This is a genomic window from Fibrobacter sp. UWB11, from assembly GCF_900143015.1.
Classification (GTDB): Bacteria; Fibrobacterota; Fibrobacteria; order Fibrobacterales; family Fibrobacteraceae; genus Fibrobacter.
This window is the reverse complement of the sequence record NZ_FSRT01000002.1, coordinates 759,482-774,238: the sequence shown is the minus strand read 5'-3', so window position 1 is coordinate 774,238 and position 14,757 is coordinate 759,482. Positions and strand designations below refer to the sequence as shown.

Below are 14,757 nucleotides of genomic sequence, written 5' to 3'. Positions count from 1 at the left end.
GCGCGGGTAATACCGCGCAAATCATTAAACTCGCTAACGGCGTCATCCTGAGCAAGATGCCGCGAGGTGTCACGTCGAAGGAACTAGAAATTAAAGACGACTCGGAATGAAATCTGGGCCGTTTTTTATTTTTAGAACGAGGTAATAGAATGGAAGAAAATAAAGTATATGTTTCTAAAAGCAAAAGCATGACTTGGGGATCGGTGGCGTTGTTCTTTTTCGGTGCTTTTTGGCTTGTGAAATCCATTGTTGTTATGGTAAATACCGGAGCGTATGATACTATAAATTTTATGTGGGTTTTCAAGGAATTGTTCTTGCTTTATTATTGCTTTGTTGCCCTACATATAGCTCCGCAGAAAGTCGAATTCCTTGAAAATGAACTTGTGCGGATTACCTTTTTGCTTGGTAATAGCATTACGATAAAACAGGATGTTTTTAAATTAACCCAACAGAGAAATCCTAAAAATGGATGGGCTGGCTGGTTGATGGCTAAGGGACGCTGGATGTTCTTTACTTCCGATGCGTTCCCGGAACTGGAAAAGTATTTAATCCAATAATAGAGGGGTTATGAATCTGGCTTTACTCAGGGTTTGCGCTATTGTGTTCATTGTGAACTTGTTGAACCTAGTTGCCAATTTGTCTGTTATGGCTAGGCATGGTGGATTTTTCAGTTCGCTGTGGAGCGCGCTTACGAATTCGTCATTTGAAGATTTGCTTGGAACGGTCGGACTGTTGATTGCGTCAGGGGTTTTCTTCCCATTTGTATTAGGTGTTTTGACCGTCGTCGTTTTTTTAACGCTGGGGATAATTACGCTTGTCAAAAATAATGTAACGGCCTTAAAAATATCGGCTGTGCTGTTCCTCATCTGGATTGTGTTGGGAGCATTTGCTGTTAATTTTATAAGCGCCTTGTTAGGGAATGAAATGGTAAAAGAGCATCTTGGCCAGAAATTCGTTAGCTTGATTTTTAACGTGAACGTAGTCGTTGCTGTGGCCGCGTTCTTTGTTGCATCCAAAAAGCGTGTCGAAGAAAACGAGATTGCTATTGTGAATGAAAACTTTAATTTAGGTCTCTTCCGACTTTGTGCCATTTGTTTTGTTGTAAGTGGATTAAATGGCTTGATACATTTTGTTTTTACGCAACCTCCCGTTTTTCAACTTGCTTTCTTTGGTGTTGTTTGTTTGGCGGTCGGTATATTTGCCCTTGTTAAAAAAAATGTGCCTGTTTTGGTAGTAGGGTCTTTAATGACATTTGTTCAAATTTTGTTGAATTTACTCAGTTCTATTCGTACCTCTGGATTTGACCCTTATATTGTGACCTCGCTTGTTTCCTATGCCATTTTTAATACATCTACTGTGATTGCTATTGCGGTATTCTTCATTAAGCCCGAGTGGGTGAAAACTTGCTTACAGAAAATTAAAGGATAATTTATGAATTTGCAATTGTTTAGAATTTGTGCGGCTATCATGATTATGAACTCGCTATATAACATTGCGAGTCTGCTTTTCAATAAGTTTACCGCAGAAATGACGGGGGATGTCAACCCTATAGGATTTTATATTGTAACAGTTCTTTTGTATGTGGTTGTTTTTGCGTTAGGAATAGTTGCGCTTGTTAAAAAGAATGTGTTGATTCTGAAAATCTACGCCGTGTTTATAATTATTTCCATTTTGAGCGGAATAATAGTAGATATTGTGAATTTTAACCGCATTTATTTGCCACTTGGTGTTGATAATGCTTATCTCTTTAATCGTCTGCTTGAACGCATTGTGACCCCCCTGACAGTTTTTGTTGCTGCTGTATTTTTCATTAAACCTAAAACGGCTACGCAATTTGGTTTGCTTCAATTTTGCGCGGCATTTTTCATGGTCGATGGGGCAAATGACGTCATTAAATCTGTTATGAGTTTGTTTAGTAAAGGTCCGGAAAATTTTGTAGAATCATTTTCCATTATGAATGCGGCGTTGATTTTATTACCTATTGCAGTAGGCGTGTTCGCCATCGTAAAAAGAAATTCTTTGGTATTGAAAATTTATGCCGTGATAGCGTTTGTCCAAATGTTATGGGGCTCGCTAGGGTATATGCGCGAAAACATGTATGGCGGCTATTATGTGGCTGGCGTTTTTATTGGACTGATATTCAGCACATTCCTTGTTGTTTGTGTAGCGACATTCTTTATCGAACCTGAGAAAACCCGCGCCTATTTCCAGAAAGTGAAAAGTTTGTTTATCAAGTGGAAAGAGATGACGTAGGGAGTTACGAAAAAATGCCGCCGATTTTGTCGGCGGCAGCATTTCTTAGCTTTATTCCTTAATTTTCGAACGGTCGGACTCTCAGCGTGACGCCGAGTTCGTTGCAGATCTTGCGGCACTGCTCGATTTTTTCTTCGGGCATGACTTTTTCGACAACGGTCATCACGACGTTTGGCACATGGAATTTTGCGAGTGCTGCAAATTCCTTCATGGCGTCAAAAGACTTGATGCCGAATCTTGATCTTGTGAGTTCGAGGAATTCTTCGGCGTCCGGGGCGTTCATCGAGATGGAAACGGTATCGAAACGTCCTTCAAGTTGCGGTGTGATGTCTTCGCCGTGAATCAAGTTGGCAAGTCCGTTTGTGTTGAGGCGGACTTTTAATTTCGGGTACTTTGTTTTTAATTCATCGATAACTTTGCATACATCGTGCAAGCGTTCGAGCGGTTCACCGTAGCCGCAAAACACGAGTTCGTTAATGACGGAAAGATCGTACTTTGCGAAAATGTCCAAGACGGTTTCAACGCTCGGCTCGCCACCTTTGAGCCAAAGCGAATTGCCTTCCATCATTTTCTTTGTCTGGCGCAAGCAAAAAACGCAGCTGCAAGGGCAGCGGTTAGTCATGTTCACATAAATGTTCTTGCCTGTGATATCGCCGCTGTTTGCAATGTCCAAATAGCCGGCTTCGCCGACATTTCCTGTCACTGTATATACAACCATTTTAATCCTCCATCAAGTCGCGAAGGTACATTTCAAAGCAGAGCCCCCAATGCGTGGGAACATTGTTGTCTTCGCAATAGCGTAGGCATTTAGAGACAAAGTCAGCGGCCTTTTTGACTGACTCGTAAAAGTCGTGGCCGTTCATGTACATGCCTGCGATAATTGAACTGATGACATCGCCGGTTCCGCTGCGGTCACCACCGATGCGGTCGACCATGACAATACGCGGTTCTTCGCCTTTGCTGTAAACAAAGTTCATGATTTGCTTGGAATTGTAGGGAATTCCGGTGACTACGATGTGTTCGGGGCCCTGTTCTGCAAGCTTGCGGCACATGTCGGCAAGTTCTACGTCGCTGAATCCTTCGGTGCGGTACTTGACATCCGTCAAGGTGCAAAGTTCGGTGAGGTTAGGCGTCAAGATATCGGCATAATGAACAAGTGCTTTCATCTTTTCGCACAAACTAGGCGTGTATGTTTCGTAAAGCCTGCCGTAGTCGCCCATCACCGGGTCTACCAATGTGAATGTGCCGTTTTTCTTGAATGTCTTGAAAAAGTCAATCACGATATCGACTTGCTCTTCGGAGCCGAGGAATCCGGAAGCAATGGCGTCGAATGATAAATTCAAATCCTTGTAGGTTTGAATGTAATCGCGCATTTTTGAAGTGTAATCATCGAAGTAATATTCGGGGAATTGCGTGTGCGCCGAAAGAACTGCGGTTGGTACTGTTACCGCTTGAATTTTCATTGCGGAAACAATCGGTGCCATGACAGCGATGGAGCACCGACCAAATCCTGTAACATCATTAATTAACGCGATTTTCTTCTGTGACATGGCGATTGAAAAAATAGAAAAAGACAAACGTTAGCGCGTTATTTTCTTTCGGAGAGTACGCGCACGGATGCGAATGCTGCCGAAACGATAACTGCAAGGAGTGTGGGGCCGAGGAAAACAGAGTCGAAACGTTCTGCCACCTGGTAGGCGATGAAGCCCGCGAGCCAAGCGAAAATATTCCAGAGCCAAACGCCGAGCGATTCGGTGCGATCCTTGGAGAAGTAGAACGAAACCAAAAGAACAGCGGCCATCGGGGCAAACACGGAGGCGATCAGGTAAAGGAAGCTGATATAGTGTTCCATGATTCCCGAAATGGCGAGAGCGGCGCTCAAGAAACTCACGACGACACCTGCAATTTTGGGATTTATTTTACTGTAAATTGCTTTGGAAGATTCGCCTGCGGAGTTTGCTGCAAGGAAGTTTGTTGTTACTGTCGAAAGTACCACGATGATGATTCCCGGGATGCCGAGGCCTGCAAGTAGAATGGCTTGCGCGATGTTGTTGCTTGCGCCAATGCCCGAAATTTCGATACCGATAATGTACATCCAGAGGCTTGCAAATGTGTAAGCGATTGCAGAAATTGATGTTGCCTTTACAGGTTTTTCGGCATCCTTCGTGTAGTCCGAAATTACGGGCAACCATGAAATCGGCATGGCGATAGAAATCTCGAAAATGTTCCAGAACTTGAGCGCGGTTGCAGCGTTTCCGGCGGCACCTGCAACATTAGCGGCGGCACTTGAACTGCTGCCGAGACCGAATAACTTAACGGATAAAATTGCGAGCAAAATAGTAAGAGCGGCCATCACGACGGTCGTCACGTTTGCAGAACGGCGGATGCCCACATAGACCCAAGCTCCAATGAGAGCTGCGAGAATCACGCAAGTCAAGGGGAATGAAATCGGCAAGTTGAGCCCTGCCAAGGCCGAAGCGCCCTGAGCGTTCAAGACGGCGACCCAGGCGAGCAACTGGAATGTGTTCAGCGCGGCGAAAAACTTGGAACCGTATTTGCCGAATGAGGTTTTGGTCGTTTCCATGGCGTTCAGGCGAACGCGCGCGCCGATGAGGCCTACGAAAAAGAGCAAGATGCCGCCCAGAATGTGTCCGAGCACGAGCGGGAGCCAGAGCGAATCCCTGGCTGCGGCAGCGCCAATTTCTATACCCGCTTCAATTTCAGAAACGGAGATGGCAACGCCAAACCATATAATTCCATTTGCAAAAAGTCCTGTGCGTTTTTCCATGTTGCACCTCCTGTTGTCTCTTTCGCTTGTCGCTTCGCTTTCGTCATCCTGAAGCCGAAGGCGATAGGATCCATTATTTCTTGCATTTGTTTTTTGATGCTTCTTTCAAATGCGGCACAAAGATAGCAATGGGGTGGGGTGGTCGCAAGACCTATTATATATACTACTTTTTTATGCTTTGTTATAGATTTTTGCTATAGAAACGCTGTGGTGATAGAATTTGGTTAGAAATTGTTTTTGATGAAATTTGTGTATAAATGGAAATCCCCGCGGCATTACGCACACGGGGATTAGTTCGTTTACCGCCATCGCAAGGGGATGAGCGATAGACTAGAGCGAACTTAGAATCTGTCTATCAGTAAAGAGAGGTGTTCCTTGCAACGACAGTAGAGGTGTAAGTTTTTTGCGAATGGCGCACTGTCATCCTGGAGGCCATAGGCCGATAGGATCCAGTGCGTTCTTGCTTTACTTTTCTTCGCGGAGTTTCTTGGCGGCGGCGACGAGGTTCTTGAGGCTTGCCGTCGTTTCGGTTTCGCCACGAGTCTTGAGGCCGCAATCCGGGTTCACCCACACGTTTTGCTGCGGGACCTTCGCGATGATCTTGTGGAGGGCGTCAACGATTTCCTGTTCGGACGGAACGCGCGGAGAGTGGATGTCGTAAACACCCGGGCCCACCTGCGTTTCGAACTTGGCGTCGTTCAAGGCGTCGAGCAGCTTGAGGTCGGAACGGCTAGCTTCGAACGTAATCACGTCGGCGTCCATGTTGTCGATGTCGCGGACGATGTCGTTGAATTCGCTATAGCACATGTGCGTGTGGATTTGCGTTTCGGGCTTGACCTTGGCATGCACCAAGCGGAATGCTGGGATTGCCCAGTCGAGGTATTCCTTGTGCCAGTCGCTCTTGCGGAGCGGCAGCTTTTCGCGGAGTGCGGCTTCGTCAATCTGGATGATTCTGATGCCGTTCTTTTCGAGGTCCAAAACTTCATCACGGATGGCAAGGCCGATTTCCTGAGCCTGCGTCTTCAAGGAAACATCTTCACGCGGGAAGGACCAGTTGAGAATCGTGACAGGGCCCGTAAGCATGCCCTTCACCGGCTTCTTGGTGCAACTTTGTGCGAAAACGGACCATTCAACCGTAATCGGAGCGCTGCGGCTCACGTCACCCCAAACGACAGGCGGCTTCACGCAACGGGTACCGTAGCTCTGCACCCAGGCGTTCTGCGTGAACACAAAACCGTCAATCTTGGAACCGAAATATTCCACCATGTCATTGCGTTCAAATTCACCGTGGACAATCACGTCGAGGCCAATTTCTTCCTGCAACTTGATGCATTCGGCAATCTTCTTCTGGTTGAATGCGACGTACTGTTCCTTGGAAATTTCACCCTTGCGGAATGCAGCGCGGTTGGCGCGAACTTCGGCAGTCTGCGGGAAGGAGCCGATTGTCGTTGTCGGGAATGCCGGCAACTTGAATTCTGCCTTCTGCACTTCGCGACGTTCGAGGCGGCTCGGCTTGCGTTCGAAATCAGCAGCGCCGAGGGCGGCGAGCTCAGCCTGAACCTTTGCGTTTGCCTGCACGCGAGCAGTTGCGAACAAAGCCTTGTTCTTGGCGAGTGCATCTGCGTCAGCGCTTGCGAGTTCTGCAATTTCCACGAGCTTTTCTTCGGCGAATGCGAAGTGCTTGAGAATGTCAGCCGAGAGCTTCTGTTCTGCGGCAACCGTGTAGGGCACGTGCAAGAGAGAGCAAGAAGTGCCAACCACAACGTTTTCTGCAGCGACATACTTCTTGATTTCGTCGAGAATTGCATTCTTCTGTGCGTAATCGGCGCGCCAGATGTTCTTGCCGTTTACAACGCCTGCTAAGAGGAGCGTGTTCTTTGGGAAACCCGTCTTCAAAAGTTCAAGAGACTTAAGCCCTTCGACGAAATCCAAACCGATAGCGTCAAAGCCGAGTGCGGCCACATCCTGATAAACATCGCGGATGTCGCCGAAGTAAGTCTGCAATGCAATCTTGAGGTTCTTCTTTTCGCCGATCTTTCTCAAGAGTTCAGCGTAAATCGTCTTGAAGAGTTCGCGTTCTTCTGCAGTTACGTCGAATACGAGAGCCGGTTCTGCGAAAGAAATCCACTTGGCGCCTGCTGCGGCGAGCTTTTCAGCGAGTTCTGCGTAAGCGTTGACAGCTGCTGCGGCGAAGTCCTTGGCCTTCTTGTTGCCGTTGTAGCGGGCGAGGCGGAGGAATGTGTATGCGCCGATGAGCGTCGGAACGGATTCAATTCCGGCCGATTTGGCTTCGTTGAATTCTTCAACCGGCTTCTTGCCGACGAGCTTGAGTTCGGTGGCATCGTCAATTTCAGGAACAATGTAATGATAGTTCGTATTGAACCATTTCTTCATCGGGAGGGCCTTCACATCGCCCTTTGCACCCTGGTAACCGTGGGCGGCGGCGAAATACTTTTCGAGCGTGCTCAATTCGAGGCTGCTGTAGCGTTCCGGAATGACGTTCAGCAAAAATGCAGTGTCGAGAACATTATCGTAGAACGAGAAGTCGTTGGACGGGATGAAGTCGATACCTGCGGCCTTCTGCTTCTGCCAACCGTACTGGCGGATTTCTGCGGCGACCTTCTGGAGTTCTGCTTCAGAGATTTCGCCCTTGAAGAACTTTTCGCTTGCAAACTTAAGTTCACGATTCTTACCGATACGCGGGAAACCAATTACAGATGTTTTAATGCTCATAGTGTTTTACCTACCTTTTTACTTTGTTTTTTGAACGCTCCAAATATACCTCACTTTTTATCATCGGTAAAATACTATTTTTTATACGTTCACCATAGATTTTTCCTATGGTGATTTATAACTAGCGATAAGGAAAACTTATGACTCTACAACAACTTAAATACGCCATTGCTATTGCGGACACGCGAAACATTACTGAAGCCTCCAAGCGCGTTTTTATCTCGCAACCGAGCCTTACCGCTGCTATCCACGAACTTGAAGAAGAAATGGGTGTCACGATTTTCAACCGCTCCAACAAAGGCGTGACCATCACAAACGAAGGCGATGAATTCCTTTCGTACGCAAGGCAGGTTCTGGAACAGGCGACGCTTTTGGAAGACCGCTATAAAGGTGGCAAGGGCGGCAATATGATTTTCTCCGTCAGCTGCCAGCACTATTCTTTTGCCGTGAATGCGTTTGTCGATGTTATTCGCAAGTTCGGCGGCCCGAGCTACGATTTTACGCTCCGTGAAACGCAAACAAACGAAATCATTGACGATGTAGCCAAAATGAAAAGTGAAATGGGCGTGCTTTACCTCAGCGATAAAAACGAAAAGGTCATCACCAAGCTCATTCAAAAGAACAATCTTGTGTTTGAACCGCTTTTTGCAACACCGCTTCACGTGTTCATGTCATCGAAGAATCCGCTTGCGAAAAAAGAAAAAATCACACTTGCGGATCTCAAACCGTTTCCGTACTTGACTTACGAACAGGGCGATTTCAACTCGTTCTACTTTGCCGAAGAACCGCTCACTGCCATCGATTTCGACTGTCCGCGAAACATCAAAGTCCGTGACCGCGCTACACTTTTCAACTTGCTCATCGGCCTTGACGGCTACACCATTTGCTCCGGCGTCATTAGCCACAAACTCAACGGCAAGAACATCATCGCAAAACGCCTCGATGTCCACGACAAAATGACCGTCGGTTATGTTATGCGCAAAGGCATCACGAAATCAAGATATGCCGAAGCGTACATCGCAGCGTTAAAGAAACATTGTCGGTAGGGGGCTGTCTTCCTGGAGGGCAAAGCCCGATATTACACGAACTCAATTACAAGTTGTTTGCCGAGGGCATGTGCCAGCTTGTAGAGCGTCTCGATGGAAGGTGATCCTTTCGGAGTTTCGAAACGTTGGTATGCTTGCGGGGTGATGTTTGCGCGTCGTGCCACATCGCTTTTCTTTTGACCCCTGCGCGCTTCAAAAAGTTTGTATGCGATTTCGATTCGCGGGGAGAGTTCGACCGGGTAGAGCCCCTTGTCGGAATCAGGCATCGTCTTAGGAAGAATCATTGTGTTGCCGAGATCCAAGTCGCATTCCATCGCACCGTCGAGCGCGTCCTTCGCCTGCTTGAGTGCTTCCTCCTGCGTGTCGCCGAACGCGTTCACGTTGGGCAGGTCAGGGAACGAAACCACGAAGCCCATGTCCTTGTCTTTCTCTATTTTTGCTGCGTAATTCATGGATGCCTCTACTGGTCAAATTGTTTCAAGATGCGCTTGAGATAGACGCCTTCTATCTCGTGCTTGTTTCGTTGTATTGGAACGGGGCGCTTGCCTTGCTTCACGAATATGTGGTGGTCACCGTTGATTCGCCCTAGCTCCCAGCCTTTTTTACGTGCATAGTCGCAGATATCTTTAAACTTCATTGTTTAAAATACAATATATTTGTTTAATTGTCAATATATTTATTTATAAAAATAGAGGATGTCGCCTTATTTTCACCCCTTTTTCACCAAAATTTGAATATCGAGCAGCTTTTCCCAGTCTGCTTTGGTGCGCTTTTCGCGGGGGATGTTCCAGAAGTTTTTCCAGATTTCGTTGTTGAGGGAATCGATTTCGGCGGCTTCGGCGTCGGTGACGGTGCCATTGGCGGTATTGTACATTATTTTCTCCTTTCTGCGTACAAGCTTTATAAACGCAGATGTTTTTAAACGACTATCTAAAACTACACTTTTGTGCAGTATTTGTCAAGAGGTGAAATTGAATTTTTCAAATGCGCCGAAAGTCAATAATTTTTTTGCCGTGACACTTTACTGACAGCTTAAAAACTTATATTCACGAAGAGCGTTTTATACACACAAGCGATATTGTTTTTATGCCTAATCTTTTTACGGAAGCGACGCGCGTTCAACTGACTGCGATTCAGCATTTGGCTCGCATCGGCTATACGTATTTGGGCAAAATTTCAGAGTCTGGCGCAACACCGGCGAACATCGCGTTTGACCCGGAAACGAACATCCTTGTGGACATTTTTGCGGAGCAGTTCAAGAAGCTGAATCCGGCTGCGACTGTTTCTGCACAGAGCGTGCTATCGGATATCCAGAAGGAACTGGATGACGACGATTTGGGCCAGCAGTTCTACAAGCGCCTTACTAGCTATTCTCCACTTCGCCTAGTCGATTTTGAACACCCGGAAAACAACACGTACCATTGCACGGCGGAATTTACTTGCAAGAATGGCGATGAAAGTTTTCGCCCCGACATTACGTTGTTCGTCAACGGGCTTCCGCTCGTGTTTATCGAGGTCAAGAAGCCGAATAACGTAGGCGGCATGGTGGCCGAAAGCAAGCGGATGAACGATGAGCGCTTTCCGAAGAAAAAGTTCCGCCGTTTTATCAACATCACGCAGTTGATGATTTTCTCCAACAACATGGAGTACGATGCCAAGGGCGGCGTTGTCCCGATTGAAGGCGTATTCTATTGCACAGCTGCGAAAAACGAAGCGCGTTTCAACTGCTTCAGGGAAGAGAACCCCAAGCGTGCGGCAATCGCGCCGTTCCACGCCAATTATCCTTATTTGCCGATTCCTGCGGATCTCGAAAAGAGAGTCCTGATGGATTTCAATGTTCCGGTCTTGAAAGAGAATCCGGAATACAAGACGAATCTCGATATCAACACGCCCACGAATCGCGTGCTTACTTCTATGGTGAGCCCGGAGCGCTTGCTCTTTTTGCTCAAGTACGGCATCGCTTACTTGCATGTCGAAAAAGAGAAGGACGGTCAAATCGAGAGCCGCCACGAAAAGCACATCATGCGGTACCAGCAATTTTTTGCGGCCATGATTATCCGTGAAAAACTGGCAGCGGGTGCGACATCCGGCATTGTGTGGCATACGCAGGGTTCGGGCAAGACAGCACTTTCTTTCCACTTGAGCAAAGTCCTCAAGGACTATTACGCCAAGCAGAACAAAGTCGCGAAATTCTACTTTATTGTGGACCGCCTGGATTTGCTGGAGCAGGCAACCGAAGAATTGAGCAATCGCGGCCTCAAGGTGACAACGGCAAATTCCCGCACGGAACTCATGGAGCAGTTCCGCACGCAGCAGGCCTTGCAGGGCAACGCCGGTGTCGATGAAATTACCGTGGTGAACATCCAAAAATTTGAAAACGATACCGAGAAAGTGGAAATCCCGAATTACGCCACGAATTTGCAACGCGTGTTCATTATGGACGAAGCGCATCGCGGCTACAAACCGGGCGGATGTTTCCTTTCGAACCTTTTCAATGCCGATAAGAACGCCATCAAGATTGCACTTACCGGCACACCGCTCATTGGGAGTGAAAAGGCGAGTTGCAAGGTCTTTGGCGATTACTTCCACACGTATTATTACGACCGTTCCATTCAAGACGGCTATACGTTAAAGATTATCCGCGAAGATATCGAAACAAGTTACCGCAAAAAACTGAACGATGCTTACGAAAGCGTGCAGAAACTGGTGGAGAAGGGTTCTGTCTCGAAGGATATGATTATTCGGCACCCCACATACGTTAAGGCGTTGCTCCGCTACATCATCAACGATTTGGCGAAGTTCCGTGCCATGCAGGGCGACAACGACCTTGGCGGCATGATTATTGCTGAATCTTCGGAACAGGCGCGAAACTTGTACAAGTTCTTCAACGAGATTCAGGACGAACTCAATGAAAGCCGCATCCAGAAAATCAACTTGAAAGCGGGCCTAATTCTCTTCGATAGCGACGACAAGGAAACCCGCAAGCAGATTATCAACGATTTCAAGAAGAACTACACGATTGATATTCTGATTGTTTACAACATGTTGCTGACGGGCTTTGATGCACCGCGTCTTAAGCGATTGTATTTCGGTCGCAAAATCGAAGATCATAATTTGTTGCAGGCGATTACACGCGTGAATCGCCCGTACAAGAATATGAAACGCGGGTTCCTGATTGACTTTGCCAACATCAAGAAGAATTTTGACGAGACCAATGCCGCATATTTGCAGGAACTGAACCGCTATAATGATGCCGATACTGACCCAGACGATAACTTGCCCGACATGTACAATCAAGTCATGGAAGATAAGGACGCCCTTATCAATCACATGAAGGTGGCACGTCAGGCTCTGTTCAGTTATACCACCGACAACGCGGAAGTTTTCTCTACCGAGATTTCTAGCCTTGAAGACAAGAAGGTTTTGATTGAACTCCGTAAGGCCTTGGAACTCGCCAAGGATGCGATGAACCTTGTGCGTACTTTCGGTGACGAGGCCCTTAAAAAGGACTTTGAAAAGCTGAACATCGAAAAGTTGCCGCTCATGCTTTCGGAAGTGAACCACCGCATTGCGATGATTAACCAGAAAGAGACGTGGACCAACAGCGAGGCGACGCAGTTTGCCGTGAACGAAGCTATGATGAACATCGAGTTCAACTTTAGCTGCATTGGCACGGAAGAACTGAAAATCATCGACAACGGCACGGAACTGCGTGAAAAGTATAAACGTGCTCTTCGCGGATTTCTGGATAACTTCGACCACGAAGACCCTGTGTTTGTTGAATTGGAACAGGAGTTCAAACGCATTTTTGACAAGCACGGCTTTACCCCGGAAAACCTTGCCGTTTATAACGAGCAGAACCAGGCGATGAACGACATTCTGAAACGCCTTGAAGAACTCCGCAAATCAAACGACGCCCTCTTGCGCAAGTACAACGGCGACACGAAATTCGCCTACGTTCACAAGCGCATTCGCGAAGAGAACAAGGCACGCGAACCCAAGCGCCAAGCACCGATTATCTCGAAGTTCGACGAAGATATCGTGCAGGCTCTCTTGACCATCAAGGGAACGATTGACGCGAAAGTTTTCGATCGCAACGACATCCTCAAGCAGGACGCTTACTTCGGCAAGACCGTGATGAAAGAAATTGCAGACGGACTTGCGCACTTCCCGCAAATCAAGCCCGAAATGCCCGATTACCTGTTTATCCAGCAGCGCGTCGCCAAGCAGTATATTAACCAGTATAACGCCTACTACGGAAATTAAATGAACATCAAAGACAAGACCATTGCCCTTATCGACTCTCTCAAGGCCACTTGCCAAACGTACGGCATGGGCAATGACGGCAACGAATACAAGATTATCACCCAGGTGTTTTTGTATAAGTTTATGGCCGACAAGTTCGGCTACGAACTCAAGAAAATTAATGACCCTTGCCTGAAGGCACTCAAAAAATCTGACAAGTGGGAAGAGGAATACGCGAAACTCTCCAAGGCCGACCGCGAAAAGGTGAGCCTCTTCTTGCCGCCCGAAGTCCCGGTGTTCAAGCCCGACTACCTGATTGCAAACCTCTGGAACAAGCAGGCCAAGGGCGACTTCGACGTCATTTTTGACGAGACCATGGTCGCCATCGCGAAGGACAACCTGGACGTATTCTACACCAAGACCGCACAAGAAACGAAAATCCCCATCTTTGAAAAGCTCACCATCTTCGTGACCGACGACGCCCAGCGTGCAAACTTCGCCCGCGCCCTTGTCGATAAACTCGTGAACTTCAGCTTCGAAGACGCCTTCGCCGAACACTACGACTTTTTCTCTGACATCTTCGAATACCTGCTCAAGGACTACAACACCGCAGGCGGCGGCAAGTACGCCGAATATTACACCCCCAAGGCCATCGCGAAAATCATGGCCCGCCTCTTGGTGGGCGATAACGCCGACCTGCACAACGTAGAATGCTACGACCCCAGCGCAGGCACCGGCACCTTGCTCATGGCGCTCAGCCACCAGATTGGCGAAGACCGCTGCACCATCTTTGCGCAAGACATCTCGCAGCGCAGTAACAAAATGCTCAAGCTGAACCTGCTCTTGAACGGACTCGTTTCGAGCCTCGATCACGCCGTGCAGGGCGACACCCTCCTGGAACCCTACCACAAGAGCGACGACGGCAAGAGCCTCAAGCAGTTCGATTACGTAGTGAGTAATCCGCCCTTCAAGATGGACTTCAGCGACACCCGCGACGACATCGAAAAGAAATGGAACGCCCGCTTCTGGGCAGGCGTGCCGAAAGTCCCGAACAAGAAAAAGGAAAGCATGGCCATCTACACCTGCTTTATCCAGCACGTGGTAAACAGCATCAAGGCAGGCGGCAAGGGCGCCATCGTTATCCCCACCGGGTTCATCACCGCGAAATCCGGCATCGAGCACAAAATCCTCGAACGCATCGTTGACGAACACATCGTCTATGGCGTGGTCAGCATGCCGAGCAACGTGTTCGCGAACACCGGCACCAACGTGAGCGTGCTCTTCTTCGACAAGACCCGCAAAAAGACCGACAACGACAAAGTCACCCTCGTTGACGCAAGCAAACTCGGCAAGGAATACAAGGACGCGAACGGCCTCAAGAAAGTCCGCCTCGAAGACGACGAAATCGAGAAAATCGTGACCACCTTTCGCAAGGCCAAAGCCGTCGAAGACTTCAGCGTAGTCGTGACCTACGGCGAAGTCAAGGAAAAAGGCTACAGCCTGAGCGCCGGCCAGTATTTCGACATCAAGATAGACTACGTGGATATTACCGAGGACGAATTCAACGCCCAGATGAAAGCCGACACCGAAGAACTCGCCGCCATGTTCGCCGAAAGCCACAAACTCGAGAAGGAAATACAGAAACAACTGAGCAACTTGAAATTCAATTAGGTCTAGTAAAGGAATAAAGAA

At 47.9% G+C, this 14,757-nt stretch carries 13 protein-coding genes; 6 read left to right on the top strand and 7 right to left on the bottom strand.

The window, feature by feature from the left end; genetic code table 11:
- Positions 1–149 precede the first annotated feature (149 nt).
- The 3 genes from BUQ91_RS11690 to BUQ91_RS11680 are packed head-to-tail and all read left to right on the top strand — an operon-like array spanning position 150 to position 2,253.
- Positions 150–557 carry a hypothetical protein gene (locus BUQ91_RS11690; RefSeq protein ID WP_072830598.1) on the top strand — a complete coding sequence of 136 codons (408 nt, stop codon included), beginning with the start codon at positions 150–152 and terminating at the stop codon, positions 555–557.
- 10 nt (positions 558–567) lie between these two features.
- A complete protein-coding gene (locus tag BUQ91_RS11685; RefSeq protein ID WP_072830600.1) occupies positions 568–1,428 on the top strand; it encodes a hypothetical protein in 861 nt (286 codons plus the stop codon).
- 3 nt (positions 1,429–1,431) lie between these two features.
- Entirely contained in the window at positions 1,432–2,253 is an 822-nt protein-coding gene (locus tag BUQ91_RS11680; RefSeq protein ID WP_074209409.1) for a hypothetical protein, read from the top strand.
- A 58-nt stretch (positions 2,254–2,311) separates the two neighbouring features.
- Here the strand turns inward: BUQ91_RS11680 and BUQ91_RS11675 are convergent, their stop codons facing one another.
- The 4 genes from BUQ91_RS11675 to metE all read right to left on the bottom strand — a co-directional run bounded on the left by BUQ91_RS11675 (position 2,312) and on the right by metE (position 7,774).
- Entirely contained in the window at positions 2,312–2,971 is a 660-nt protein-coding gene (locus BUQ91_RS11675; protein WP_074209408.1) for a TatD family nuclease-associated radical SAM protein, read from the bottom strand.
- Between the two features lies 1 nt (position 2,972).
- Positions 2,973–3,803, bottom strand: coding sequence for a pyridoxamine kinase (locus tag BUQ91_RS11670; protein WP_072830697.1), 831 nt, complete (start codon positions 3,801–3,803; stop codon positions 2,973–2,975).
- 38 nt (positions 3,804–3,841) lie between these two features.
- Positions 3,842–5,041, bottom strand: a complete 1,200-nt coding sequence (locus BUQ91_RS11665; protein WP_074209407.1) for a cytosine permease — start codon at positions 5,039–5,041, stop codon at positions 3,842–3,844.
- 465 nt (positions 5,042–5,506) lie between these two features.
- Positions 5,507–7,774 carry a 5-methyltetrahydropteroyltriglutamate--homocysteine S-methyltransferase gene (metE, locus tag BUQ91_RS11660; RefSeq protein ID WP_175566636.1) on the bottom strand — a complete coding sequence of 756 codons (2,268 nt, stop codon included), beginning with the start codon at positions 7,772–7,774 and terminating at the stop codon, positions 5,507–5,509.
- Between the two features lie 140 nt (positions 7,775–7,914).
- Here metE and BUQ91_RS11655 point away from each other — a divergent pair, with 140 nt between their 5' ends.
- Positions 7,915–8,820 carry a LysR family transcriptional regulator gene (locus BUQ91_RS11655; protein ID WP_074209406.1) on the top strand — a complete coding sequence of 302 codons (906 nt, stop codon included), beginning with the start codon at positions 7,915–7,917 and terminating at the stop codon, positions 8,818–8,820.
- 32 nt (positions 8,821–8,852) lie between these two features.
- Here BUQ91_RS11655 and BUQ91_RS11650 read toward each other — a convergent pair whose 3' ends face one another.
- From BUQ91_RS11650 to BUQ91_RS15745, 3 genes are all read right to left on the bottom strand, one after another.
- The gene (locus BUQ91_RS11650) at positions 8,853–9,272 is read right to left on the bottom strand and encodes a type II toxin-antitoxin system HicB family antitoxin (RefSeq protein ID WP_072830610.1); all 420 of its coding nucleotides are present in this window, start codon (positions 9,270–9,272) and stop codon (positions 8,853–8,855) included.
- An 8-nt stretch (positions 9,273–9,280) separates the two neighbouring features.
- Positions 9,281–9,457 carry a type II toxin-antitoxin system HicA family toxin gene (locus BUQ91_RS11645; protein WP_083579805.1) on the bottom strand — a complete coding sequence of 59 codons (177 nt, stop codon included), beginning with the start codon at positions 9,455–9,457 and terminating at the stop codon, positions 9,281–9,283.
- Positions 9,458–9,529: 72 nt separating this feature from the next.
- Entirely contained in the window at positions 9,530–9,694 is a 165-nt protein-coding gene (locus BUQ91_RS15745; RefSeq protein ID WP_175566635.1) for a hypothetical protein, read from the bottom strand.
- A 212-nt stretch (positions 9,695–9,906) separates the two neighbouring features.
- Here BUQ91_RS15745 and BUQ91_RS11640 point away from each other — a divergent pair, with 212 nt between their 5' ends.
- Complete coding sequence (locus BUQ91_RS11640; protein WP_074209405.1) at positions 9,907–13,086, top strand: type I restriction endonuclease subunit R; 3,180 nt, start codon at positions 9,907–9,909, stop codon at positions 13,084–13,086.
- A complete protein-coding gene (locus tag BUQ91_RS11635) occupies positions 13,087–14,736 on the top strand; it encodes an HsdM family class I SAM-dependent methyltransferase (RefSeq protein ID WP_074209404.1) in 1,650 nt (549 codons plus the stop codon).
- The last annotated feature ends 21 nt before the right edge of the window (positions 14,737–14,757 follow it).

Coding starts and splice junctions, on each gene's coding strand:
- BUQ91_RS11690 (WP_072830598.1), top strand. CDS start 150: ATGGAAGAAAATAAAGTATATGTTTCTAAAAGCAAAAGCATGACTTGG.
- BUQ91_RS11680 (WP_074209409.1), top strand. CDS start 1,432: ATGAATTTGCAATTGTTTAGAATTTGTGCGGCTATCATGATTATGAAC.
- BUQ91_RS11655 (WP_074209406.1), top strand. CDS start 7,915: ATGACTCTACAACAACTTAAATACGCCATTGCTATTGCGGACACGCGA.
- BUQ91_RS11645 (WP_083579805.1), bottom strand. CDS start 9,457: ATGAAGTTTAAAGATATCTGCGACTATGCACGTAAAAAAGGCTGGGAG.
- BUQ91_RS11665 (WP_074209407.1), bottom strand. CDS start 5,041: ATGGAAAAACGCACAGGACTTTTTGCAAATGGAATTATATGGTTTGGC.
- BUQ91_RS11685 (WP_072830600.1), top strand. CDS start 568: ATGAATCTGGCTTTACTCAGGGTTTGCGCTATTGTGTTCATTGTGAAC.
- BUQ91_RS11650 (WP_072830610.1), bottom strand. CDS start 9,272: ATGAATTACGCAGCAAAAATAGAGAAAGACAAGGACATGGGCTTCGTG.
- BUQ91_RS11675 (WP_074209408.1), bottom strand. CDS start 2,971: ATGGTTGTATATACAGTGACAGGAAATGTCGGCGAAGCCGGCTATTTG.
- BUQ91_RS11640 (WP_074209405.1), top strand. CDS start 9,907: ATGCCTAATCTTTTTACGGAAGCGACGCGCGTTCAACTGACTGCGATT.
- metE (WP_175566636.1), bottom strand. CDS start 7,774: ATGAGCATTAAAACATCTGTAATTGGTTTCCCGCGTATCGGTAAGAAT.
- BUQ91_RS11670 (WP_072830697.1), bottom strand. CDS start 3,803: ATGTCACAGAAGAAAATCGCGTTAATTAATGATGTTACAGGATTTGGT.
- BUQ91_RS11635 (WP_074209404.1), top strand. CDS start 13,087: ATGAACATCAAAGACAAGACCATTGCCCTTATCGACTCTCTCAAGGCC.
- BUQ91_RS15745 (WP_175566635.1), bottom strand. CDS start 9,694: ATGTACAATACCGCCAATGGCACCGTCACCGACGCCGAAGCCGCCGAA.